The organism is Klebsiella sp. C239, from assembly GCF_048822715.1.
Classification (GTDB): domain Bacteria; phylum Pseudomonadota; class Gammaproteobacteria; order Enterobacterales; family Enterobacteriaceae; genus Klebsiella; species Klebsiella quasipneumoniae.
The window spans coordinates 115,435-139,165 of record NZ_JBMEZK010000010.1 but is presented as its reverse complement, the minus strand read 5'-3'; the positions used below and the strand labels follow the sequence as shown (position 1 = coordinate 139,165).

The following is a 23,731-nucleotide window of genomic DNA, read 5'->3' as shown; positions in this document are numbered from 1 at the left end:
CCCTGTGACGGTATGATTTTCAAACAAATATTGATTTTATCTCTGCCGGTGAAAAACCATTCTGATGGAGCGTTTTCATCGCGCTCATAGTCACCGCGCTATGAGAGAAAAACGCTTTATAGCCTGCGCACAAATAGTTGTGGTTTCTCTCGCCCGTCGCGGATTGCAAGAAGCGGTGCTTGGGGCAGCCGCCGTAGCAGGCAAATTGCCACTGACAAGAGCGACACTCCTGCGCCATTGAGTGGCTTTTATCATCACCAAACTGCTGGTTTTGCGCGCTATTATTCATCGCATGTAGCGTTGTATCCTGAATATTTCCCAGCCTGTACTGCGGATAAACAAAATGATCGCAGTTATAAACGTCGCCGTTCATCTCCATCGCAAACGCGCTGCCGCAGGTTGGAGCGAATACGCATACCTGGGAAGGCAACCCACACCAGGCGGCAAGCGTCTGTTCAAACATCTGTATGCCTATGTCGCCAATGTCTTCGCGGACCCATACATCAAAAATAGCGTTAAGAAAATGGCCAAACTGTAGCGGATCAACCGACCACGGCATCATTTTTGTTTGCCTGTCCTCAGGGTGCGCCAGCCCAAGGTCGCTCTTTTCGCTGCTTCTTTCCACCAAAGGGATAAATTGCATATAACGGCTGCCGATGCTCTTCAGATAGCGATATACCTGAAGCGGATGGCGCATATTGCTCTGATTAACAACCGTCAGCGTATTAAATTCAACGCCGTGGCGGTTCAGACATTGTATGGCCTGTTCAACTTTCGCATGCGTCGCTTTTCCCGCGCGCGTAACGCGCCATTCGTCATGCAAGGCTGCATCACCGTCAATGGAAATACCGACCAGGAATTGATTGGCACGAAAAAACTCAGCCCATTGGTCGTCGATCAAAATGCCGTTCGTCTGGAAGGTATTCACAATCGTTTTTCCCGCAGCATAACGCTGCTGGAGTTCGATCGCCCGGCGATAAAAAGGCAGCCCCATCAACGTTGGTTCTCCGCCCTGCCAGGCAAAAATCACCTCATCAATCTCTTGTGCGGCAATATGTTGTTTAATGAAGCGTTCCAGCATCTCGTCTGACATTCTGTAGTTGCGCTTTCGCTCCGGGTAGAGCTTTTCCTTTTCCAGATAGAAGCAGTACTTACAATCAAGATTGCATACTGAACCTGTCGGTTTAATCATGACCTGACAGCTCTTTCTTCGCATGATCGCTATATCCATCCCAATAAAAAGAACCTGATTCAGTTTAAACACCGAATCAGGCGGGCATCGCCCTAAGTGGCATACTACGGTTTTATGGTTATTCGGTTAGCCCCAGGTGACCGGTGTCGGCTTATCGCCACGGGCTTTCATTAACGAATCGTTATCGATGTCTGCTTTATACTTCAGGAACTTATCGTACAGTTGTTTCTCAATATCCGGCCGTTTGCCAATCTGATTGAGCGTTTCGTAACGATCGGTCTTCAGGTTGTAGAGATACTTCGGTTTATTTTCACGATCGATGATCATTTTCCAGTCGCCATCCCTGATCGCCCACTCATCGGTTGGATCGTCCTGGAATGGCATATCAACGCCGAAGATCAACGGCTTATTACGCTCCAGCGGCTTCTGTTCCAGCAGCGGAACCAAAGACTGGCCATCGTACGTGCGATCGTTCGGGAGTGTAAAATCCATCATCTTCGCCAGCGTCGGCATCCAGTCAAGACCGGAAACCGGCGTATCCGTCACCATCCCCTGCGGCAGATGTTTGCCATATTTAATAATCGCCGGAACGCGGATGCCGCCTTCCCACAGATTATCTTTACGGCCACGCAAACCATCGGTCTCACCCGCCAGGTTCAGCTCATACACCTTACGCGCCTCACGCGTTACCGGGCCATTGTCACTGGTGAAAATCACGATGGTGTTGTCTTCTTCGCCCATTGCCTTAATTTTATCCAGCACTTTACCGACCTGAGCATCCATGTAACTGATGTTCGCGTAGTACTCCCCCGTGCCACGCCACGGTTTATCAGCCCAGTCGCCATAAAACAGGTCTGGATGCTGTTTTTGGTACGCGCTCATATATTGCGAGTACATATCGAGATACTTCTTCGGCGAAGCCAGCGGGCTGTGCACCTCAGTAAACGCGACATATAAGAAGAACGGCTTATCATCTTTCTTATTATCCAGCCAGTTCACCACTTCAGAGCTGACAAATTCACCGCTCATTTTATCTGCGCGACCAATTCGTTGCCCATTGCGTAGCCATCCTGTCGGATGCACCACCCCGTAGCGAGGACGCTCTTTGGCATTATCCAGCGTGGAATCCGTGACAAATCCCGCCGGATTCACCAGACTGTAATCAAACCCCATATCTTTTGCCTGGGGTTGATCGGTACGATCTCCACCTGCATTCAGGTGCAGTTTGCCCATCATCGCCGTGTCATAGCCCTGCTGTTTCAACAGATTGGCGATGGTCAGTTCATTACGCCCTAATGCAACATCTTTGCCTTCCGGGATCCATGAGCGAATACCGGTACGAAATGGCATACGACCGGTTAACAGACCCGCACGGGAGGGGGAGCACAGCGGCGCAGGCGCATAATAATCGGTGAATTTCACCCCTTCCTGCGCCAGTTTGTCGATATTCGGGGTTTTGACAATGGGATGTCCATAAGTTGCAAGATCGCCATACCCTAAATCATCAGCCAGAATAATAACCAAATTAGGACGCTTTTCTGTTGCGGCATGTGCTGTTGACAGCGCGCTCCCGGCACATAGCGCCAGCCCAATCATACTGGCAACAACTGTTTTTTTCATTTTAACTCCTTTGACATTTTTTAAAATTCATACCCAACCATATAAATCATTTGATCGCCAAAGCCGTCATAACCTAATTTGTTTTTAAAATAACGCCAGGTTACCGTTGCCTTCCAGCGAGGATAAAATTTCCAGGCCAGCGTTAAACCGCCATTAATGCCATAATCACCGTGTTGCTGTTCCGCGTAGGCATCATTTCGCTCAAATTCAATTTCATTCCAGTCTGACAGAACAAATTTCTCGTCAAATAGCGTGAAGTTATAAGCTGCCGTCCAGCCCAGTACATACCCGTTCCAGCCGCTTGTTTGCCCATATTTTGGTGAAACATAATCACCCGACTCATTGTGGAGTCCGAGGTAAGGTTTAAAGAATCCCCATTTCCCGGACCATCCCAGATAACCAAGACCATAAAACATGTCCAGATCATCCCCCCACGTATTTTCCCACTGGCCATAAATCTTGCCAAAGAGCGTATAGTCAGAGCCAAAAAGGCGAACATGCGTCATCGCTGAAACCGTATGGTTACGCCCCGCGACAGAATGGTTGAGTACATTACTTTCAAAAAAAGAATAGAATTCAGCTTCTTTAAAATTGACGCCAAAATCAGCTGTGGCTTTCCAGACTTCACCACGACCTACATCGACAAAGCCGCTGTTCCAGTCAGCATAACCTGCATTAATCGATCCAAAAGAATATTGGTAGTCCAAAGATGCTTGTACGGAGTGACTAAAGCCCAAGGATGCTGCAAGTATCGTACAAGCCAATAGCGTATTTTTTATCCGAGGCATTGAAAGTATTTCCCAAAGTTATAATTCGTCCATAGACATACACTACTTTTCTGCGGCGCTTATTGTTAGCGAAACACACCATCAAAATAGTGATGAAAATCTCATATCAAAAGGGACGATGGGCATTATCAGGCATGTGTCAAAATATGTTGTTTTAGTGAGGGTAAGTTATTATTTATAAATATCCGGCACTATCATAACGCACTTGTCTGTTACCTATTTTTGTCATAACTGGCGCGCAAGGACGTTATTGATTTGAGCGACGTCCGACAATACCCATTTGGGCAACCACAGATGAAACGTTCGGGCTTTATCCTGGATGATTAAGACATAATGCCCCAGCAACATCGAAATGACCAGACCATCAATTATTCATGTTATAAATAATAAAGCCCTATTGAGATTAACTGCACATATATTAAATGCATGTAGGTTATGCCATGAGGGAAAAATAAATCAATGGGAAGAACGCTGTTAATACTCCTGATTCAATAAAATAAAGATTCTGAATCAAAGAGTTAAATTAATGGATACATCAAGAAGAAATAAAAAAGCCTGGGATTTCTCAATCTCAGGCTTTTTATCAGCAATGACGGAAATGATTAACGAGTCAAATCATCAAAAAACTTCTTCACACCGTCAAAGAAGCTTTTCGAACGCGGGCTGTTGTTTTCCCCGGTCGGGCCGCCGAAGCTTTCCTGCAGCTCTTTCAGCAGCTGCTTCTGCTTCTCGTTCAGCCCCACCGGCGTCTCCACCACCACCCGGCACAGCAGATCGCCCTGCGCGCCGCCGCGAACGGATTTCACGCCTTTCCCACGCATGCGGAACAGCTTGCCGGTCTGGGTTTCACCCGGAATTTTCAGGTTGACGCGACCGTCGAGCGTCGGGACCTCAATCTCACCGCCCAGCGCAGCCATGGTGAAGTTGATCGGCACTTCGCAGTACAGGTTATTACCTTCACGCTCAAAGATAGCGTGCTGCTTCACCTGAACCTGAACGTACAGATCCCCTGCCGGTGCGCCATGCTCGCCGGCTTCGCCTTCGCCCGCCAGACGGATCCGGTCGCCGGTATCCACGCCCGCCGGGATTTTAACCGACAGGGTTTTGGTCTTCTCAACGCGGCCGTGACCATGACATTTATTGCACGGATCTTTAATCAGCGTACCGCGTCCCTGACAGTGCGGACAGGTCTGCTGTACCGCAAAGAAACCCTGACGCATCTGTACCTGGCCCGCGCCATGACAGGTCGGACAGGTCTGCGGTTTGCTGCCTGCTTTGGCGCCGCTGCCGTGGCAGACGTCGCACTCTTCCAGCGTCGGAATACGGATCTCTTTGGTGACGCCACGAACCGCTTCTTCCAGCGTCAGCTCCATGTTGTAACGGAGATCGGCGCCGCGCGCCGCGCGCTGCCGGCCACGTCCGCCGCCAAAGATATCGCCGAAAACATCGCCAAAGATATCGCTGAAGTCCGCACCGCCGCCAAAACCGCCGCCGCCGCCCATGCCGCCCTGCTCAAAGGCCGCATGGCCGTACTGATCGTAGGCCGCACGCTTCTGGGCATCAGTCAGGATTTCATACGCTTCTTTGATTTCTTTAAATTTGGCTTCGGCCTCTTTATCACCCTGGTTGCGGTCCGGGTGATACTTCATGGCCAGGCGCTTATAAGCCTTTTTGATTTCACGCTCTTCCGCTGTTTTGGAGACGCCTAAAATCTCGTAGTAATCTTGCTTTGCCATCGGTGTTTTTCAGCCCCTTAACATGCGTGCACGGGCGGAGAGGAAACCTCTTCGCCCGTGCCAGTGTTTTACCCGTTCAAAGGGCGATTATTTTTTATCTTTCACTTCTTCGAACTCAGCGTCGACAACATCGTCGTCTTTCGCGTTGCTCGCCTGAGCGTCAGCGGAACCCGCCTGCTGCTGAGCATGCTGCTGCTGGGCGATTTCCATCAGCTTCTGGGAAACCTGCGCCAGCGCCTGCATTTTCGCTTCGATGTCCGCTTTGTCTTCACCTTTCAGCGAAGTTTCCAGCGCAGTCAGCGCAGACTCGATGGCAGTTTTGTCGTCAGCCGGCAGTTTATCGCCTGCTTCTTCAACCTGCTTGCGAGTGCTGTGCAGCAGATGGTCGCCCTGGTTACGGGTCTGTACCAGCTCTTCGAACTTACGGTCAGATTCGGCGTTAGCTTCCGCTTCGCGAACCATTTTCTGAATTTCTTCTTCATTCAGACCGGAAGACGCTTTGATGGTGATCTTCTGCTCTTTACCGCTGTTTTTGTCTTTCGCGGAGACGTGCAGGATACCGTCAGCATCGATGTCAAAGGTCACTTCGATCTGCGGCATGCCACGCGGCGCCGGGTTAATACCATCCAGGTTGAACTGACCCAGAGATTTGTTATCAGACGCGCGTTTACGCTCACCCTGCAGCACATGGATGGTAACCGCGGACTGGTTGTCTTCAGCGGTAGAGAACACCTGGCTGTGCTTGGTCGGGATAGTGGTGTTTTTGCTGATCAGCGCAGTCATCACGCCGCCCATGGTTTCGATACCCAGCGACAGCGGGGTCACGTCGAGCAGCAGAACGTCTTTCACATCACCGGTCAGAACACCGCCCTGAACGGCAGCGCCGATCGCCACGGCTTCGTCCGGGTTAACGTCTTTACGCGGTTCTTTACCAAAGAACTCGGCCACTTTCTTCTGCACCATCGGCATACGAGTCTGACCACCAACGAGGATGACGTCGTTGATATCGGAAACGGACAGACCAGCATCCTGCAGGGCTACTTTCAGCGGCTCGATGGAACGGTTAACCAGGTCTTCTACCAGGCTTTCCAGTTTCGCACGCGTCACTTTGATGTTCATGTGTTTCGGACCGGTCGCGTCTGCCGTGATGTACGGCAGGTTAACGTCGGTCTGCTGAGCAGAAGACAGTTCAATCTTCGCTTTCTCAGCGGCTTCTTTCAGGCGCTGCATCGCCAGCGGGTCGTTGCGCAGGTCAATGCCCTGATCTTTCTTAAATTCATCAACGAGGTAGTTGATCAGACGGGTATCGAAGTCTTCGCCGCCCAGGTGAGTATCACCGTTGGTCGCCAGTACTTCGAAGGTTTTTTCGCCATCAACTTCGTCGATTTCGATAATAGAGATATCGAAAGTACCACCACCGAGGTCGTAAACCGCGATCGTGCGGTTGCCCACTTCTTTATCCAGACCGTACGCCAGCGCGGCCGCGGTCGGTTCGTTGATGATACGTTTGACTTCCAGACCGGCGATACGGCCAGCATCTTTGGTTGCCTGACGCTGCGCATCGTTGAAGTAAGCCGGTACGGTGATAACCGCTTCAGTTACCGGTTCACCCAGGTAATCTTCAGCCGTTTTCTTCATTTTTTTCAGCACTTCAGCAGAGATCTGCGGCGGTGCAGTTTTGGTGCCCTTCACATCCAGCCATGCGTCGCCATTGTCTGCGGCAACAATTTTGTATGGCATGATAGAAACGTCACGCTGAACTTCTTCGTCCTGGAAGCGGCGGCCAATCAGGCGTTTAATCGCAAACAGGGTGTTTTGCGGGTTTGTCACTGCCTGACGTTTAGCCGGCTGACCAACCAGAGTTTCACCATCCTGGGTATAGGCAATGATAGAAGGCGTGGTGCGATCGCCTTCGGCGTTCTCCAGCACGCGTGCAGTAGTGCCATCCATAATCGCTACACAAGAGTTGGTAGTACCCAGGTCGATACCAATAATTTTACCCATCTAAACGTCTCCACTAAAAATTCGATCAACATGTGGTTGTGAACCTGTAATAAGGGCGAAACGTGCGGTTTCAACTGCCCAGACATCATTTTTTTTCAGGTTCTTCACTGCGGTTGACTACAAGATGGGGTCGCCCACCCCGGCATCAAGGGGCAAGCAGAAAAATTTTTTGTCGGAGGCCAGCCGACGCCCTCGCCCGCTGCCGTCGATGGCTTAGCAAACGATGTTGTCGGGCGGCAAAAAAGATGGCGAAACACCCATACAAGTAACGAATAAAAAAACCGAATATATTCATAATATCATTGACATAAAACGCAATACTTGTGCGCTAAAAGCCCCGTTTTCGCAGTGATAAGATCCCCGCCCTCGCACTTTACTTATTCAGGGGACAGATTAATGAAATCACTATTCCGGCTTTCAGCGGGGCTTATCCTTAGCGTGTCAGTTATCACCTCGGCGGCCGCCAACGACCATAAGATCCTCGGCGTGATAGCCATGCCGCGCAATGAGACCAACGATCTGACGCTGAAGCTTCCCGTCTGCCGGGTGGTCAAACGTATTCAGCTCAGCGCCGAACGCGGCGATATTCAGCTCTCCGGAGCAACGGTCTACTTTAAGGCCAGCCACGGCGCCAGCCACACCCTGAACGTGCCCGCCGGGATCAAAGAGGGCCACACCACCGGCTGGATCTCCCTCAACAGCGATAACGACAACAAGCGCTGTGTGAAAAAAATCGCCTTCTCCGGCCACACGGTCAACTCCTCAGATATGGCCTCACTGAAAATTATCGGCGACGACTAACGTCGTCCCCTGCCCGAGAGAAAACGTTATGCATATTAACTATCTGGATGATGACGATCTCGCCTTTCTGCCTGAGTGCAGCGAGGCGCATCTGGAAGCGTTTACCCGTATTCTGACCCACAGGGAAAATGGCAAACCCCGTCTCTCCAGTACGCTGCTGCGCAACGAGACCTTTCTGTCTATGGAGGGCCACCCGGAGCGCTATCGCCGCAACTGGCAGTTGATCGCCGGCGAGCTACAGCATTTCGGCGGCGACAGCATCGCCAATACGCTGCGCCGCCATGGCAAATTTTATCGCGCCATCCTGCTGGATGTGTGTAAAAGGCTAAAGGCGAAGGTCGATAAACAGATGACGACGCCGCAGATCGAGCAACAGTTGTTGACGCATTTTCTGCAGCACAGCTGGAATAAGCTGGATGAGGAACAAAAAACGCAGTTTCTCGCCGCGGTGGAGTGCCGGAGCCATGAGCTGGAAAGCCTGCTGCCCCATCTGTTGAGGCGCCGCAAGCTGAGTGAAGGCGTTGCCCTGCTACTCGATGAGCGGTTAACCGCCATTCTGCGCACGCACGCCGCCGTGAGCGTCATCGGCCATGGCCTGGTACGCGGCGCCGGGCTGGGGGGGCCGCTTGGCGCCGCGCTGAACAGCGTGAAAGCGGTAAGCGGCAGCGCTTATCGGGTCACCATCCCCGCGGTTCTGCATATTGCCTGTTTACGACAAATGCTCCACTCGTCGTCGGGCACAACTGAAATTGGTGAAAAATACCCCGCCAGATCATAGACAGCCTTTCCGCGCCTCATTATTATGCCGCGCCCCGCCGCCAAGTCGCGGGGTAATGCTTCCCTTTTAATGATAATTTTGAGGAATTATGGGCAACACTAAGTTGGCTAATCCGGCACCGCTGGGCCTTATGGGCTTCGGCATGACCACTATTCTGCTTAACCTGGCGAATAGCGGCCTGTTCGCATTCGATGTAGCTATCCTGGCGATGGGCATTTTTTACGGCGGCATTGCGCAAATTTTTGCCGGCCTGCTGGAATACAAAAAAGGCAACACCTTTGGCTTGACCGCTTTTACCTCCTACGGCAGCTTCTGGCTGACGCTGGTTGCTATTCTCCTGATGCCGAAAATGGGCCTGGCTGATGCGCCGAACGCGCACTTCCTCGGCATGTATCTCGGCCTGTGGGGTATTTTTACGTTGTTCATGTTCTTCGGTACGCTGAAAGCCGCACGCATGCTGCAGTTCGTGTTCCTGAGCCTGACGGTGCTGTTTGCGCTGCTGGCGATTGGTCATCTGGTGGATAACGAAGGCATCGTGAAAGTTGCCGGCTGGATCGGCCTGGTTTGCGGCGCCAGCGCCATTTACCTGGCGATGGGCGAAGTGCTGAACGAGCAGTTCGGCCGCACCGTGCTGCCGATCGGCGAACCGCGTTAATCTTCCGCCGCCGCCCTGTAACAGGGCGGCGGCTGGTTATCATCGGCAAACCTGCTTAGCGCTGCAGCTCCCCTTCCGGCAACCTCGCCGCCGTCAGCCCCTGACGCAGCCAGATACCTAATCCCAGCCCCATCAGCGACAAGGCCAGCACATACCAGGCCGGGGCCATCGGCGACACCCCCATCAGCATCGTGACGGCAATTGGCGTCAGGCCGCCAAAAATCGCGTACGACAGATTGTAGGAAAAGGAGATGCCGGTGAAGCGTACTTCCGCCGGGAAGGCCCGCACCATAACATAAGGCACCGCCCCCACCACGCCCACACAGAGTCCCACCGTGCCGTAGAGCAGAAACAGCCGCTGCGGGCTGGCGCCAGACAGGTGGTAAAACGCCCAGCTGGCAACCGCCAGCAGCAGGCTGCCGACGATAAAGGTGCGGCTGGCGCCGAAGCGGTCCGCCGCCAGCCCGGCGAGCAGACAGCCGATGCACAACATAATCGTGGCAATGCTGTTGGCCTGCAGGGTTATCGCCGGGGCGAAGCCATAGTGTTTCTGCAGCCAGACCGGCGACATCAGGATCACCACCACCACGCCTGCCGACAGCAGCCAGGTCAGCAGCATAGAGACCGCCACCGCCTTCTGGTGCTTGAGGACGACCGCTTTTACCGGCAGCTCCTGCGCCAGCGCTTTGCGCTGCTGCATCTCAAGAAAAATCGGCGTCTCCTGCAGCCAGCGGCGCAGATACATCGCCACCAGACCAAATACGCCTCCCAGCAGGAAGGGGATCCGCCAGCCGCCGTCGTGGATCCCCTGCGGCGTCAGGCTGGTGTTGATAAGCGTCGCTACCACCGATCCCAGCAGGATGCCTACGGTCAGGCCGGCCGTCAGCGTGCCGCAGGCGATACCAATGCGTTTTTCCGGAACATGCTCGGCGACAAATACCCAGGCGCCAGGCACCTCGCCGCCGATCGCCGCCCCCTGCAGAATACGCATCAGCAGCAACAACAGCGGCGCGACGATGCCCACCGAGCTGTAGGTCGGCAACAGACCAATCGCCAGGGTCGGCAGCGCCATCAGCAGGATGCTGAGGGTAAACATTTTCTTGCGGCCAACCAGATCGCCAAAATGGGCCATGATGATCCCCCCCAGCGGACGCGCCAGGTAACCGGCGGCGAAAATCCCAAAGGTCTGTACCTGGCGAAGCCATTCCGGAATATCTGAGGGGAAGAAGAGCTCGCCGACGACGGCGGCGAAGAAAACGAAGATGATAAAGTCATAAAACTCCAGCGCGCCGCCAAGGGCGGCCAGCGTCAGCGTTTTATAATCCTGGCGGTTGAGCGGTCGGTTTGCATATGACATAACGCGATTTCATCCTGAGGCGTGCAGCGTATTTTATAGTGTGTAAAGTAAACAGCACTATATCGTAAATAAAACGGCACACCATCAGCGATGCATGTTATGTCACAAATGCATCAAATTCAGGATAAAGTTTCGCGTCGGGCACTTTTGGGACGAAATGCTTCTACCACACGGCCATCGGTTTCCACATAAGGCCCCTCCAGCAACTGTACACAATAAGGTACACTTGCGAAAATACCGTGCACCAGCACGTTGCCGTCAGCATCTTTCACCCCTTCCAGGGTCTCCTGAATCGCTTTCGGTTGTCCGGGAAGATTGAGGATCAGCGCCTGCTTGCGGATCACCCCGACCTGCCGGGAAAGGATCGCCGTCGGCACAAAGTGTAGGCTAACCTGGCGCATTTGCTCGCCAAAGCCCGGCATCTCGCGATCGGCAATCGCCAGCGTGGCGTCGGGCGTCACATCGCGACGCGCCGGGCCGGTGCCGCCGGTGGTCAGCACCAGATGGCACCCCATCTCGTCAACCAGTTCGCACAGCGTTTGCTCAATAATGACCTGCTCATCCGGGATCAGGCGAGTCTGCAGTTCAAAAGGGGTGGTAAGGGCACGCGCCAGCCACTCTTCCAGTGCCGGGATGCCTTTGTCCTGATAGACGCCGCTGGAGGCGCGATCGGAAATGGAAACTAAGCCGATTCGTAAGGTATTCATGGTTATTCCGTTCAAACTGTGGCGTTAAACGAAATGATACACTGCTGCTGGCGGGACAGACAGTGTAATGTGGCCGACGGGCGTCGGCCACCTGCGGGATTACAGCAGTTCGCCGATCATTTTTTCCAGTTTTTCCTGGTCGATCGCAAACTTACGGATACCTTCCGCCAGTTTGTCTACCGCCATCGGATCCTGGTTATGCTGCCACAGGAACTCAGATTCGGTAATACGCTCCGGACGCGCTTTCACTTCACCGGTATACACCAGTTTACGCTCAACGGCGCCTTCGCTTTCGGACAGCTCTTTCAGCAGCGCCGGGGCGATGGTCAGGCGGTCACAGCCAGCCAGTTCCAGAATTTCGCCAACGTTACGGAAGCTGGCGCCCATCACCACGGTTTCATAACCGTGCTGCTTGTAGTACTCGTAGATTTCGCTGACGGAAACCACGCCCGGATCTTCTGCCGGCGCGTACTCTTTCTTATCGGTGTTGGCTTTGTACCAGTCGAGGATACGGCCAACGAACGGCGAAATCAGGAAGACGCCCGCTTCGGCGCAAGCGCGAGCCTGAGCGAAGGAGAACAGCAGCGTCAGGTTGCAGTTGATGCCCTCTTTTTCCAGCTGTTCAGCGGCGCGAATGCCCTGCCAGGTGGAAGCCAGCTTGATCAGAATACGATCGTTGCTGATGCCCGCGTCGTTATACAGCTTGATGATGCGCTTGGCTTTAGCGATAGACGCTTCGGTGTCGTAGGAGAGACGCGCATCCACTTCGGTGGAGATACGGCCCGGGATCAGTTTCAGGATTTCGAGACCGATGTTCACCGCCAGCTTGTCGGAAGCATCGAGGATCTGCTGCGCGCGATCGCTGCTCTGGCTACGAGCCCAGGCCACAGCGTCGTCAATCAGCTTACGGTACTCAGGGATCTGAGCCGCGCCGAGGATCAGGGAAGGGTTGGTGGTGGCATCCTGAGGCTGATACAGCTTCATTGCCGCAATATCTCCGGTGTCAGCGACGACAGTGGTGTACTGACGCAGAGAAGTTAATTTATCCGTCATGATATATTTCTCTTAAACAGCAGTTAAGGGGATGTAACCGGTCTGCCCAGATGATAACACGCTGCCGGGTCAGCGCAACCGCCGACGAGAGAAGAGCGCAGAGTGTGATAAACTATGCAGATTAATTTGCTGAAAGCGCAAGGATTGTCACTTAATTGGTAACGCTTACACTGGCGTGCCGGCATGGACAAGAGGATGTTTAATGCCTGATTTTCTCTCATTTATCAATGAAATACTCTGGGGCTCAGTGATGATTTATCTGCTACTGGGCGCCGGTATCTGGTTTAGCTGGCAAACCCGGGGTATTCAGTTACGTTACGTGCGCAAATTTGGCCGCAGCCTGAAAAAAAGCCTGCACCCGCAGCCGGGCGGTTTAACCTCCTTTCAGGCGCTCTGTACCAGCCTTGCTGCGCGAGTCGGCAGCGGCAATCTTGCCGGCGTCACGCTGGCTATCGCCGCCGGCGGGCCCGGCGCCGTATTCTGGATGTGGGTCTCCGCCCTGCTCGGCATGGCCAGCAGCTTCGCCGAATGTTCCCTTGCCCAGCTGTATAAAGAGCGCGATAGCCGCGGGCAGTTTCGCGGCGGTCCGGCCTGGTATATGGCGCGCGGGCTCGGCATGCGCTGGATGGGCGTTCTGTTTTCGATCCTCCTGCTGCTGGCCTATGGCTTTATCTTCAATACCGTACAGGCCAACTCCGTGGCCCATGCCCTGCGCTATGCGTTCGATCTGCCGGCGGCAGTCAGCGGCGGCGTGCTGGCCGTTGTCGTTCTGCTGGCCATCCGCCGTGGTTTACGCGGCGTGGCGCGCCTGATGCAGTGGATCGTCCCCATCATGGCGCTGCTGTGGATCGCCACCAGCCTGATTATCGGCCTGTGGCATATCACCGCCCTGCCGACGATTTTCGCCACCATCTTTCGCTGCGCCTTCGGCTGGCAGGAAGCCGCCGCCGGCGCGGTGGGCTACACCATCAGCCAGGCGCTGACCAGCGGCTTTCAGCGCGGCATGTTCTCCAATGAAGCAGGAATGGGCTCTTCGCCTAACGCCGCCGCAGCCGCCGCCTCCTGGCCGCCGCACCCGGCGGCGCAGGGTATCGTGCAGATGATTGGCGTGTTTATCGATACCATCGTCATCTGTACCGCCAGCGCGATTATCGTCATGCTGGCGCCCCACCCCTACAATGAGTATACGCTCAACGGCATCCAGGCCCTGCAGCACGCGATGAGCATGCTGGTCGGGGGCTGGGGGGCGGGTTTTATCGCTTTCATCGTGCTGCTGTTCGCCTTTAGCTCTATCGTCGCCAACTACCTGTACGCGGAAAATAATCTGGTCTTTCTGCGTCTGGATAAGCCGCGCTATATCTGGGCGCTGCGGATACTTACCGTCCTGATGGTGCTGCTGGGAACCGTGGTTAGCCTGCCGGTCGTCTGGCAGAGCGCGGATATCATTATGGCGCTGATGGCGATGACCAACCTGACGGCCATCCTGCTGCTCTCCCCGACGGTGCGGATTATCGCCAGTGATTATCTGCGTCAGCGCCAGCTGGGCATTCAGCCCACTTTCGATGCGTCGCGCTATCCTGAGATTCACCAACAGCTGGCCCCGGGCGCGTGGAATGAACTGCCGCGCGAATAGCGCGGCAATCGCAGCTATCGATCCCACCATGCACTTTTTTTGTTAAAATTCGTCGAAATTACCTGCAAGGACTGGATATGCTGATTCTGATTTCACCTGCTAAAACGCTCGATTATCAAAGCCCGCTGGCAACGACTCGCTATACCCAGCCCGAACTCCTCGAGTATTCTCAACAGCTTATCAGCATCGCCCGTCAGCTGACCGCGCCGCAAATCGGCAAGCTGATGAGCATCAGCGACAAGCTGGCGGATCTGAACGCCACCCGTTTCCACGACTGGCACCCTGACTTTACGCCGCAAAATGCCCGCCAGGCGATCCTCGCCTTTAAGGGCGATGTCTACACCGGCCTGCAGGCAGAGACGCTCACTGAGGACGACTTTGACTTCGCCCAGCGACACCTGCGCATGCTCTCTGGCCTGTATGGCGTGCTGCGTCCGCTGGATCTGATGCAGCCCTACCGCCTGGAGATGGGGATCCGTCTGGAAAACCCCCGCGGCAAAGATCTGTACCAGTTCTGGGGCGAGACCATTACCGAGAAGCTGAATCAGGCGCTGCAGGCTCAGGGCGACGATATCGTCATCAACCTGGCTTCCGATGAATATTTTAAATCGGTGAAAACGCAAAAATTGCAGGGCCAGCTGATCAAGCCGGTATTCCTCGATGAGAAGAACGGCAAATTCAAAGTGATCAGCTTCTATGCCAAGAAGGCCCGTGGCCTGATGAGTCGCTACATTATTGAAAACCGCTTAACCCAGCCGGAACAGCTGAAATCCTTTAATAGCGAAGGCTATTTCTTTGATGCCGAGGCGTCGGAGAAAGGCGAACTGGTGTTTAAACGCCACGAGCAGTAAGTAAACGGTCCCCCTACGGCGTTCGACGCAACAGGGGGACGGTAAGGATTTAGCCCATCATCAGCTTACGCAGCGCGGCGAAATCCGCCGGCAGGTTGTGAGACAGCAGCGGCAGGTCGGCGCGGTCGGCCAGCTCTTTCGGCAGCGGCAGGGTCTCCTGCAGGATCTCCTCCACGCTCTCTTTGAACTTCGCCGGATGGGCGGTGCCGAGGAACAGACCGTACTCTCCCGGCTGCAGCTGATCGCGCAGCGCGCGCCAGGCAATCGCCGCGTGCGGCTCAGAGATGTAGCCGATGGCCTTCAGCTCGCGCATTGCCGCTTTGGTGGTCTCATCATCGACCGCGGCATAGCCCAGCTCGCTGAGACGCCAGATTTTACGGCGGAACAGCTCTTCGACACGCGGCCAGTTGTTCGGCTGGCTGACGTCCATGGCGTTGGACAGCGTCGCCTGGGTGGCTTTTGGCGCCCACTCGCCGCCCTGCAGATAGCGCGGAACGGTGTCGTTGGCATTGGTGGCGGCGATAAAGCGTTTGATCGGCAGACCCAGCGACTTCGCCAGCAGACCGGCGGTCAGATCGCCGAAGTTGCCGCTCGGCACGGAAATCACCAGCTGATTGCGGGCTTCCTGCGGCAGCTGCGCCGCCGCTTCGAAGTAGTAGCAGATCTGCGCCAGCAGGCGGCTGATGTTAATGGAGTTAGCCGAGTTGAGCCCCAGCGTCGCCTTCAGTTCTTCATCGTCAAACGCCTGCTTCACCAGCGCCTGGCAGGCGTCGAAGTCGCCGTCAATCGCCACGGTTTCAATGTTGCCGCCGAGAGTACAGAACAGCTTCTCCTGCAGCGGGCTGATCTTGCCGCGCGGGTAGAGGATCACTACCTTAACGTTCGGCAGTCCGTAGAAAGCATGCGCCACCGCCGCCCCGGTATCGCCAGAGGTCGCCGTGAGGATGGTGACCGGCTTATCGCCTGCGATATGGGTCAGCATCTGCGCCATAAAGCGGCCGCCGAAATCCTTGAAGGCCAGCGTGGGGCCATGGAACAGCTCCAGACAGCCGACATCCTCCTGAACCTTGCTCACCGGCGCCGGAAACGCAAACGCCGCGCGGACCCGCTGCTGCAGGACATCCTGCGGGATCTCATCGCCGATAAAGGCGGATAAAATTTTGGCGCTGCGGGTGACAAAATCCTGCGCCAGCATGTCGTCGATTTCAGTCAGGCTGAATTCCGGCAGATCGTGCGGAAAGAACAGGCCCTGATGCTTGCCAAGTCCCTGGGTAACGGCCTGCGCAAAGCTGACCTGCTCATTGTGATCTTTTAAGTTATACAGTTTCATTGGTTATCCCACTACGCGTGCGCCCGCCGTGTCCAGCCGGCAAATATGTACAAAGCCTTCCTGATTCTGCAGATAGTGCGCGCCAAGCCAGTCGGCGACGCGCTGTGCGGTGTCCGGCTTATCGCACAACGCGAACAGCGTTGGGCCAGAGCCGGAGATGCCGCAAGCCTGGGCGCCCATCTCCATGGCCGCCTGACGCGCTTCGCTAAAGCCCGGCAGCAGTTTGGTTCGGTACGGTTCGGCAATCACATCTTTCATCAATTTTGCCGCCAGCTGCGGCTGGCGGGTGTAGCAGGCGTGAATAAAGCCCGCGAGGTGGCGACCATGGGCGATACAATCCTGACGGCGGTACTGCGCCGGCAGAATCGCCCGCGCTTCGGCGGTGGATACTTTAATCCCCGGATAGGCCAGCACCCACAGCCACTCATCAAACCCGGGCACCTGCTGGCTGATAATCCCGTTCTCTTCGATCATCAACTGCATACCGCCAAGATAGCACGGCGCCACGTTGTCGTAGTGAATGCTGCCGGAGATACGCCCTTCCATCTCCCCCATCAGCGCCAGCATGCGCGTCTCGTTCAGCGGCTTACCGCAAAACTCGTTCATCGCCACCAGCGCGGCGACCACCGAGCAGGCGCTGGAGCCCAGCCCGGAGCCAATCGGCATGTTTTTTTCCAGGGTCATCGCCACCGGCACCGTTTTACCGATCTCCCGGCAAAAGCTTTCCCAGCACTGGTAAACAATGTTCTCCTGCGGCGCCGTCGGCAGTTTGCTGGCGAAGCGTCCCAGATTCTGCAGGCTGAATTGCTCCGCCGCTTCGACAGTAACGTTGTCGCCAAGCAGCGTGCCATCGACCGGCGTGACCGCCGCGCCCAACACATCAAACCCGACGCTCATATTGGCACTGGAAGCCGGGGCATATACTTTGACCATCTTAAACTCCTAACTTCCAGGAAAGGGTGCGCAGCAGGTCGGCGAATACACCGGCCGCCGTGACGTCGTTCCCGGCACCATAGCCGCGCAGCACCAGCGGCAATGGCTGATAATAGTGGCTGTAAAAGGCCAGCGCGTTCTCGCCATTTTTGACTTTGAACAGCGGATCGTTGCCGTCAACGGCGGCAATTTTCACCCGGCAGGTACCATCCTCTTCGATGTTACCGACATAGCGCAAGACTTTACCTTCATCGCGCGCCTTAGCGATCCGCGAGGCGAACGCATCATCCAGCGACGGCAGGCGGGCCATAAAGGTCTCAACATCACCGCTGGCGTCGAAGTCCGCCGGCAGCGCCGACTCGACGATAATGTCCGACAGCTCCAGTTCACGTCCGGTCTCACGGGCCAGAATCAGCAGCTTACGCGCGACATCCACCCCGGATAAATCGTCGCGCGGATCCGGCTCGGTATACCCCATCTCACGGGCCATCGCCGTCGCCGCCGAGAAACTCACGCCCTCATCCAGCTTGCCGAAGATAAACGACAGAGAGCCGGAGAGGATCCCGGAGAAATGGCGCAGTTCATCGCCGGCGTTGAGCAGGTTCTGCAGGTTCTCAATCACCGGCAGGCCAGCGCCAACGTTAGTGTCATAGAGGAACTTGCGGCGCGAGCTGCTCGCGGCGTGGCGCAGCTGATGATAGTAATCCAGCGAAGAGGTATTGGCCTTTTTATTCGGCGTGACCACATGGAAACCTTCGCGCAGGAAGTCGGCGTACTGATCGGCGACCGCCTGGCTGGAGGTACAGTCGACGATCACCGGATTCAGCAGGTGGTACTCTTTTACCAGGCGGATCAGGCGGCCAAGATTAAAGGGTTCTTTCGCCTCCGCCAGCGACTCACTCCAGTTTTCCAGATTCAGACCATGCACGCTGGTCAGCAGCGCCTGAGAGTTGGCCACGCCGCAAACGCGCAGATCGATATGTTTGCTCTTCAGCCAACTCTGCTGGCGTTTGATTTGCTCCAGCAGCGCGCCGCCGACGCCGCCGACGCCGATGACGAACACTTCGATCACCTGGTCGGTGTTGAACAGCATCTGATGGGTCACGCGCACGCCGGTGGTGGCGTCGTCATTGCTGACCACCACCGAAATGGAGCGCTCGGATGAACCCTGGGCAATCGCCACGATATTGATATTGGCGCGGGCCAGCGCGGCAAAAAACTTTGCCGAGATACCGCGCAGAGTGCGCATTCCGTCGCCCACCACCGAGATAATAGCCAGACGCTCCATAATGGCCAGCGGCTCCAGCAGCCCCTCTTTCAGCTCGAGATAAAACTCATCTTCCATCGCCCGTTTAGCACGCGCACAGTCGCTCTGCGGCACGCAGAAACTGATGCTGTACTCGGAAGAGGATTGGGTGATCAGCACGACCGAGATGCCGGCGCGGGACATGGTGGCGAAGACGCGGGCCGCCATGCCGACCATGCCTTTCATCCCCGGCCCGGAGACGTTGAACATCGCCATGTTGTTGAGGTTAGAGATGCCTTTGACCGGCAGATCGTCCTCGTCGCGGCTGGCGCCGATGAGCGTTCCCGGTGCCTGCGGGTTGCCGGTATTTTTAATCAGACATGGGATTTGGAACTGGGCGATAGGGGCGATGGTGCGCGGGTGCAGCACTTTCGCGCCAAAGTAGGAGAGCTCCATCGCCTCCTGATAAGACATCGATTTCAGCAGACGCGCATCCGGCACCTGGCGCGGGTCGCAAGTGTACACGCCGTCGACATCGGTCCAGATTTCGCAGCAGTCGGCGCGCAGGCAGGCGGCCAGTACCGCAGCCGAATAGTCGGAGCCGTTGCGCCCCAGCACCACCAGCTCGCCCTTCTCATTGCCGGCGGTAAACCCGGCCATCAGGATCATATGGTCTGCCGGGATCTGGCTGGCGGCGATGCGGCGGGTGGATTCGGCGATATCGACCGTGGATTCCAGATAGTGGCCCACCGCGAGCAGTTTTTCCACCGGGTTAATCACACTGACTTTATGACCACGGGCTTCCAGCAGACCCGCCATGATGGCGATGGAGAGCTTTTCGCCTCGGCAGATCAGCGCGGCATTGACGCTGTCCGGGCACTGACCCAGCAGGCTGATACCGTGCAGGACATGCTTAATCTGAGCAAACTCCTGCTCAACAAAGGCTTTCAGCTGGGCGAGCGGGAAAGCGGGCTGGGCGTCGGCAAGGCCCTGAAGAAGTTCGGTAAAAATGCGTTCAGCGTCGGCAATATTGGGGAGGGCATCCTGGCCGCCAATGGTCTTTTCAATCATCGCTACCAGATGGTTGGTGATCTTCGCCGGGGCAGACAGGACGGTCGCTACCTGCCCCTGCCTGGCATTACTCTCCAGAATATCGGCAACCCGCAGAAACCGTTCCGCATTTGCCACTGATGTACCGCCGAACTTCAACACTCGCATGGTTCTTACCCCTTGATCTCTTGTCAAAAAAAAAGCCCGCACTGTTCAGGTGCGGGCTTTTTTCTGTGTTTCCTGTACGCGTCAGCCCGCACCGTTACCTGTGGTAATGGTGGTGGTGATAATGGTGGTAATCATGCCGATGCGATTCATGGATGTTGTGTACTCTGTATTTTTATCTGTCTGTGTGTCCTGCCTATATTGGTTAAAGTATCTGCCCTCTTAAGTCAATGAATTTCTCAATTAACCTCATTTCAGCGAGCTTACGTATTGCGCCACCCCGACAAGAAAAAACATCCAGATCGGCGGAACACTCCCCGCAAAAACAGCACATACAACCATAATTAAAATATATGACAGAGCTTTATTCTGGCAGGTTTTTTTCAATATCATGCAGCAAACGATGCAACATTGCCGTGTCGCGCTGCTGCAGCAGCCCCATTCGTTGCGACAGCCAGTCGGCCAGTTTGGCATCATCCTCCACGCCCAGACGCGAAAGCAAGGCCAGGGCGCGCAGGCGCAACGCCTGCAGCTGATGATGGTCTGCCGCGGCGGCGGTGGGCGCCGGTTGTTGCATAAGCGATGCTAATTGATAGCAGTAGACCATCACCGACTGACCGAGGTTGAGCGAAGGATAATCCGCGGCCATCGGCACGCCGGTCAGCACATCGGCCAGGGCCAGCTCCTCATTGGTCAATCCGGCGTCTTCACGGCCAAATACCAGCGCGGTATGGGTCATCCAGTTCGCCTTCTCCTCCAGCAGCGGCAACAGCTGCTGCGGCGTGGCGTAATAGTGAAACCGCGCGCGACTGCGGGCGGTGGTGGCGACGGTAAAATCGACGTCGTGCAGCGCCTCGGCAAGGGTGGAATAGGTGGTGATGCCATCGAGGATGTCGCCTGAGCCGTGCGCCACCCAGCGTGCCGCCGGCGCCAGATGGGCTTCACTGTCCACGATCCGCAGATCGCGAAATCCCATGGTTTTCATCGCCCTGGCGGCGGCGCCGACGTTCTCGGCCCGGGCAGGACCGACTAAAATAATCGTTAAACGCATTGCGGTTTTTTTCTCTCTCTCAGGCGTTGTCGAGGCGCGGAGCCCCGCATTTTACGCGGTGAAAATTTACAAATTTGCAACAAAAATCACTAAAATTGCGTTATCTTACCCATAAAAAAATCTAAACTGTTCTCAGGAGGCCATGACAAGGAGTATGTTAACAGAACCCATTTATCCATATGATGGGCAATGAAATTTCACCTGACGCATCGTTCCAGACATTGGATTCACTGTATTTATTAATTTATCCACGCAACTAGTTGAGCCGGGTAAAGATTGTGACTATAAAGAGCATGGCGATGCAATGATTTCACAAGACTGTTAACGTGCTACAATTGAACTTGATATATGTCAACGAAGCGTAGTTTTATTGGGTGTTCGGCCTCTCTTAGCCTGTTATGTTGCTGTTAAAATGGTTAGGATGTCAGCCGTTTTTGACACCGTCGGGTCCAGAGGGAAAGTACCCACGACCAAGCTAATGATGTTGTTGACGTTGATGGAAAGTGCATCAAGAACGCAATTACGTACTTTAGTCATGTTACGCCGCGCATGTTAATTTGCGACATGCAGCAGGCAGGTCAGGGACTTTGGTACTTCCTGTTTCGATTTAGTTGGCAATTTAGGTAGCAAACATGCAGACCCCGCACATTCTTATCGTTGAAGACGAGTTGGTAACACGCAACACGTTAAAAAGTATTTTCGAAGCAGAAGGTTACGATGTATTCGAAGCGACCGATGGCGCGGAAATGCATCAGATCCTGTCTGAAAATGATATCAACCTGGTGATCATGGATATCAACCTGCCGGGTAAAAATGGTCTTCTGCTGGCGCGCGAGCTGCGCGAGCAGGCTGACGTCGCGCTGATGTTCTTAACCGGTCGCGACAACGAAGTGGATAAGATCCTTGGCCTCGAAATCGGCGCTGACGACTATATCACTAAACCGTTTAACCCGCGTGAACTGACTATCCGCGCGCGCAACCTGCTCTCCCGTACCATGAACCTCGGTACCGTGAGCGAAGAGCGTCGCAGCGTGGAAAGCTACAAGTTCAACGGCTGGGAACTCGATATCAACAGCCGTTCCCTGGTCAGCCCGAACGGCGAACAGTACAAGCTGCCGCGCAGTGAATTCCGCGCGATGCTGCACTTCTGCGAAAACCCGGGCAAAATTCAGTCTCGTGCCGAGCTGCTGAAGAAAATGACCGGTCGCGAGCTGAAGCCGCATGACCGTACCGTTGACGTGACCATTCGTCGGATTCGTAAACACTTCGAATCCACTCCGGATACCCCGGAAATCATCGCTACCATTCACGGTGAAGGTTACCGTTTCTGTGGCGATCTGCAGGAATAATGCGATTTATTCCGCAGCCATGATGTGAAAACGGCGCCCCGAGGGCGCCGTTTTTTTATGCCATCACTCTTTCCAGAGGCGCAGTTTGTCGTCATCGGCAGACGGCGGCGGAGGCACACTGCCTTTCGGTAACGATAACGCATACCAGTCCACTCGCCGGGTCAAAAACATCAGGCTGCTTAGCGCCAGCACCAGCACCCCGGTACCCAACAGCAGCGCGCTGTCCTCGGAATGCAGCAGAAACCACATCACCCCGTCCAGCAGCAGCAGCGCCGCGACAAACAGCAGGCTGTTACGCCATCCCCTGAGCACCGCCTGGAGGTAGATCCCGTTCATCACCGCGCCGGACAGGCTGGCGGCCAGCCAGGCGGCGGTAAAGCCAATGTGCTCCGAAAGCGCCAGCAGCACCAGGTAAAACAGCACCAGCGATAGGCCCACCAGCAAATATTGCATCGGATGCAGGGGGCGATGGGTCAGGCTTTCGAAAGCGAAAAAGGCCATAAACGTCAACCCAATTAACAGGATGGCATATTTTGTCGCCCGGTCGGTTAGCTGATACTGGTCGGCAAGCGACATGACATCGGCACTGAACGCCGGCAGGCGCGACCACGGGATCTCCATATCATCCTTGAAATAGCTGCCCATATCGTTGGCGAACCAGCTGCTTTGCCAGTGGGCGCGATAGCCGGCAGCATTCACTTCGCGTTTCGTTGGCAGGAAGCTGCCGAGAAAGCCGGGATGCGGCCAGTTACTGGTCAGCTGCAGCTCACTGTTGCGCCCGAGCGGCGCCAGTGAAAATGCGCCCGTCCCGTTCAGATCGAGCGAAAAAGCGATCTCAAGCGGCTTGTTGTCCTCCGCCAGCGCAGGCATCGGCATATGGATGCCCGCCCCATCGCCGCTGATCCCCAGCCCAGGCTCCACGCTTAATACGCTGCCGTTAACCTCCGGAGCATGAATGGCGCCAATGCCGCGGGCATCGCCGACGCTCACCACCAGCCGCGGCTGGCCTAAGACAATATTCGTTTTTTTCAGCGCCGCCAGACGCAGCGGATCAAACGAAGCCTTAATCTGCAGGGCGTTATGCCAGACCTGTCCGCTGTAGATGCCCACCCTCCTCGACTCCACGGTCTGTTTGCCGGTGACCGCCAGCGACTCCGGCAGCCAGTAGTACTCCCAGCTCCGCTGATATTCGACCTCTTTTTGGTTCTCCCTGCGGGTCAGCGTCTCGGTTACCGGAATAGCGATCAGCGGCCCGGCGAGTTTTTGCGGGCCGCTGGTGCTCTGTTCAATGGCATCCACAACCTCGCTGCGATAATCAGCCCGCTCATTGATGAGCTCCCTGACTATCATCAAAGGCAGAGATAACAGCACAATACAGCCTATTAACGTGGTGATTTTCCAGAATAACGGTGATTTCAACATAGCTTTCTCC

21 protein-coding genes and 1 other annotated feature are annotated in these 23,731 nt (G+C 55.3%); of the genes, 6 read left to right on the top strand and 15 right to left on the bottom strand.

Going from position 1 to position 23,731, the window contains the following annotated elements; genetic code table 11:
* Nucleotides 1–19: 19 nt before the first annotated feature.
* From ACOI6Z_RS22855 to dnaK, 5 genes are all read right to left on the bottom strand, one after another.
* Nucleotides 20–1,219: an anaerobic sulfatase maturase gene (locus ACOI6Z_RS22855; protein ID WP_117129219.1), complete on the bottom strand. Its 1,200-nt coding sequence runs from the start codon at nt 1,217–1,219 to the stop codon at nt 20–22.
* Between the two features lie 99 nt (nt 1,220–1,318).
* Nucleotides 1,319–2,812, bottom strand: coding sequence for a sulfatase (locus ACOI6Z_RS22850; protein ID WP_048296642.1), 1,494 nt, complete (start codon nt 2,810–2,812; stop codon nt 1,319–1,321).
* A 20-nt stretch (nt 2,813–2,832) separates the two neighbouring features.
* A complete protein-coding gene (locus tag ACOI6Z_RS22845) occupies nt 2,833–3,600 on the bottom strand; it encodes an outer membrane protein OmpK (protein WP_023291918.1) in 768 nt (255 codons plus the stop codon).
* 602 nt (nt 3,601–4,202) lie between these two features.
* Nucleotides 4,203–5,336: a molecular chaperone DnaJ gene (gene dnaJ, locus ACOI6Z_RS22840; RefSeq protein WP_002887955.1), complete on the bottom strand. Its 1,134-nt coding sequence runs from the start codon at nt 5,334–5,336 to the stop codon at nt 4,203–4,205.
* A gap of 87 nt (nt 5,337–5,423) precedes the next feature.
* A complete protein-coding gene (dnaK, locus tag ACOI6Z_RS22835; RefSeq protein ID WP_023291917.1) occupies nt 5,424–7,340 on the bottom strand; it encodes a molecular chaperone DnaK in 1,917 nt (638 codons plus the stop codon).
* A 396-nt stretch (nt 7,341–7,736) separates the two neighbouring features.
* Here dnaK and ACOI6Z_RS22830 point away from each other — a divergent pair, with 396 nt between their 5' ends.
* From ACOI6Z_RS22830 to satP, 3 genes are all read left to right on the top strand, one after another.
* Complete coding sequence (locus ACOI6Z_RS22830) at nt 7,737–8,141, top strand: DUF2541 family protein (RefSeq protein WP_023291916.1); 405 nt, start codon at nt 7,737–7,739, stop codon at nt 8,139–8,141.
* Nucleotides 8,142–8,169: 28 nt separating this feature from the next.
* Complete coding sequence (gene msyB, locus ACOI6Z_RS22825; protein WP_420687520.1) at nt 8,170–8,919, top strand: acidic protein MsyB; 750 nt, start codon at nt 8,170–8,172, stop codon at nt 8,917–8,919.
* Between the two features lie 88 nt (nt 8,920–9,007).
* A complete protein-coding gene (gene satP / locus ACOI6Z_RS22820; RefSeq protein WP_050534024.1) occupies nt 9,008–9,574 on the top strand; it encodes an acetate uptake transporter in 567 nt (188 codons plus the stop codon).
* A gap of 55 nt (nt 9,575–9,629) precedes the next feature.
* On the opposite strand, the gene ACOI6Z_RS22815 is transcribed toward satP, so the two are convergent.
* The 3 genes from ACOI6Z_RS22815 to tal form a co-directional block, all read right to left on the bottom strand.
* The gene (locus tag ACOI6Z_RS22815; RefSeq protein WP_065812862.1) at nt 9,630–10,931 is read right to left on the bottom strand and encodes an MFS transporter; all 1,302 of its coding nucleotides are present in this window, start codon (nt 10,929–10,931) and stop codon (nt 9,630–9,632) included.
* 119 nt (nt 10,932–11,050) lie between these two features.
* The gene (gene mog, locus ACOI6Z_RS22810; protein ID WP_004204229.1) at nt 11,051–11,638 is read right to left on the bottom strand and encodes a molybdopterin adenylyltransferase; all 588 of its coding nucleotides are present in this window, start codon (nt 11,636–11,638) and stop codon (nt 11,051–11,053) included.
* A 99-nt stretch (nt 11,639–11,737) separates the two neighbouring features.
* The gene (gene tal, locus ACOI6Z_RS22805; protein WP_004204228.1) at nt 11,738–12,691 is read right to left on the bottom strand and encodes a transaldolase; all 954 of its coding nucleotides are present in this window, start codon (nt 12,689–12,691) and stop codon (nt 11,738–11,740) included.
* 202 nt (nt 12,692–12,893) lie between these two features.
* On the opposite strand from tal, the gene ACOI6Z_RS22800 reads away from it, so the two are divergent.
* Nucleotides 12,894–14,324 (top strand): alanine/glycine:cation symporter family protein, encoded by a 1,431-nt coding sequence (locus ACOI6Z_RS22800; RefSeq protein ID WP_065812861.1) that lies wholly within the window; start codon nt 12,894–12,896, stop codon nt 14,322–14,324.
* Nucleotides 14,325–14,401: 77 nt separating this feature from the next.
* A complete protein-coding gene (gene yaaA / locus ACOI6Z_RS22795; RefSeq protein WP_032452393.1) occupies nt 14,402–15,175 on the top strand; it encodes a peroxide stress protein YaaA in 774 nt (257 codons plus the stop codon).
* 49 nt (nt 15,176–15,224) lie between these two features.
* On the opposite strand, the gene thrC is transcribed toward yaaA, so the two are convergent.
* From thrC to yjjY, 6 genes are all read right to left on the bottom strand, one after another.
* Nucleotides 15,225–16,505, bottom strand: coding sequence for a threonine synthase (gene thrC / locus ACOI6Z_RS22790; protein ID WP_002887863.1), 1,281 nt, complete (start codon nt 16,503–16,505; stop codon nt 15,225–15,227).
* 3 nt (nt 16,506–16,508) lie between these two features.
* Complete coding sequence (thrB, locus tag ACOI6Z_RS22785) at nt 16,509–17,438, bottom strand: homoserine kinase (protein WP_002887853.1); 930 nt, start codon at nt 17,436–17,438, stop codon at nt 16,509–16,511.
* 1 nt (nt 17,439) lies between these two features.
* Nucleotides 17,440–19,902 (bottom strand): bifunctional aspartate kinase/homoserine dehydrogenase I, encoded by a 2,463-nt coding sequence (thrA, locus tag ACOI6Z_RS22780; protein WP_023291908.1) that lies wholly within the window; start codon nt 19,900–19,902, stop codon nt 17,440–17,442.
* Between the two features lie 25 nt (nt 19,903–19,927).
* Nucleotides 19,928–20,045: a sequence feature (Thr leader region), on the bottom strand.
* Nucleotides 19,984–20,052 (bottom strand): thr operon leader peptide, encoded by a 69-nt coding sequence (thrL, locus tag ACOI6Z_RS22775; RefSeq protein ID WP_004222578.1) that lies wholly within the window; start codon nt 20,050–20,052, stop codon nt 19,984–19,986. It overlaps the preceding feature by 62 nt.
* Nucleotides 20,053–20,263: 211 nt before the next feature.
* Complete coding sequence (locus ACOI6Z_RS22770) at nt 20,264–20,950, bottom strand: tRNA/rRNA methyltransferase (RefSeq protein ID WP_044525309.1); 687 nt, start codon at nt 20,948–20,950, stop codon at nt 20,264–20,266.
* 396 nt (nt 20,951–21,346) lie between these two features.
* Nucleotides 21,347–21,487 (bottom strand): protein YjjY, encoded by a 141-nt coding sequence (gene yjjY / locus ACOI6Z_RS22765; protein ID WP_004146984.1) that lies wholly within the window; start codon nt 21,485–21,487, stop codon nt 21,347–21,349.
* A gap of 95 nt (nt 21,488–21,582) precedes the next feature.
* Between yjjY and arcA the strand changes: the two genes are divergently transcribed.
* A complete protein-coding gene (gene arcA, locus ACOI6Z_RS22760) occupies nt 21,583–22,299 on the top strand; it encodes a two-component system response regulator ArcA (protein ID WP_002887843.1) in 717 nt (238 codons plus the stop codon).
* Between the two features lie 63 nt (nt 22,300–22,362).
* On the opposite strand, the gene creD is transcribed toward arcA, so the two are convergent.
* Complete coding sequence (creD, locus tag ACOI6Z_RS22755; protein ID WP_049014561.1) at nt 22,363–23,721, bottom strand: cell envelope integrity protein CreD; 1,359 nt, start codon at nt 23,719–23,721, stop codon at nt 22,363–22,365.
* Nucleotides 23,722–23,731 lie beyond the last annotated feature (10 nt).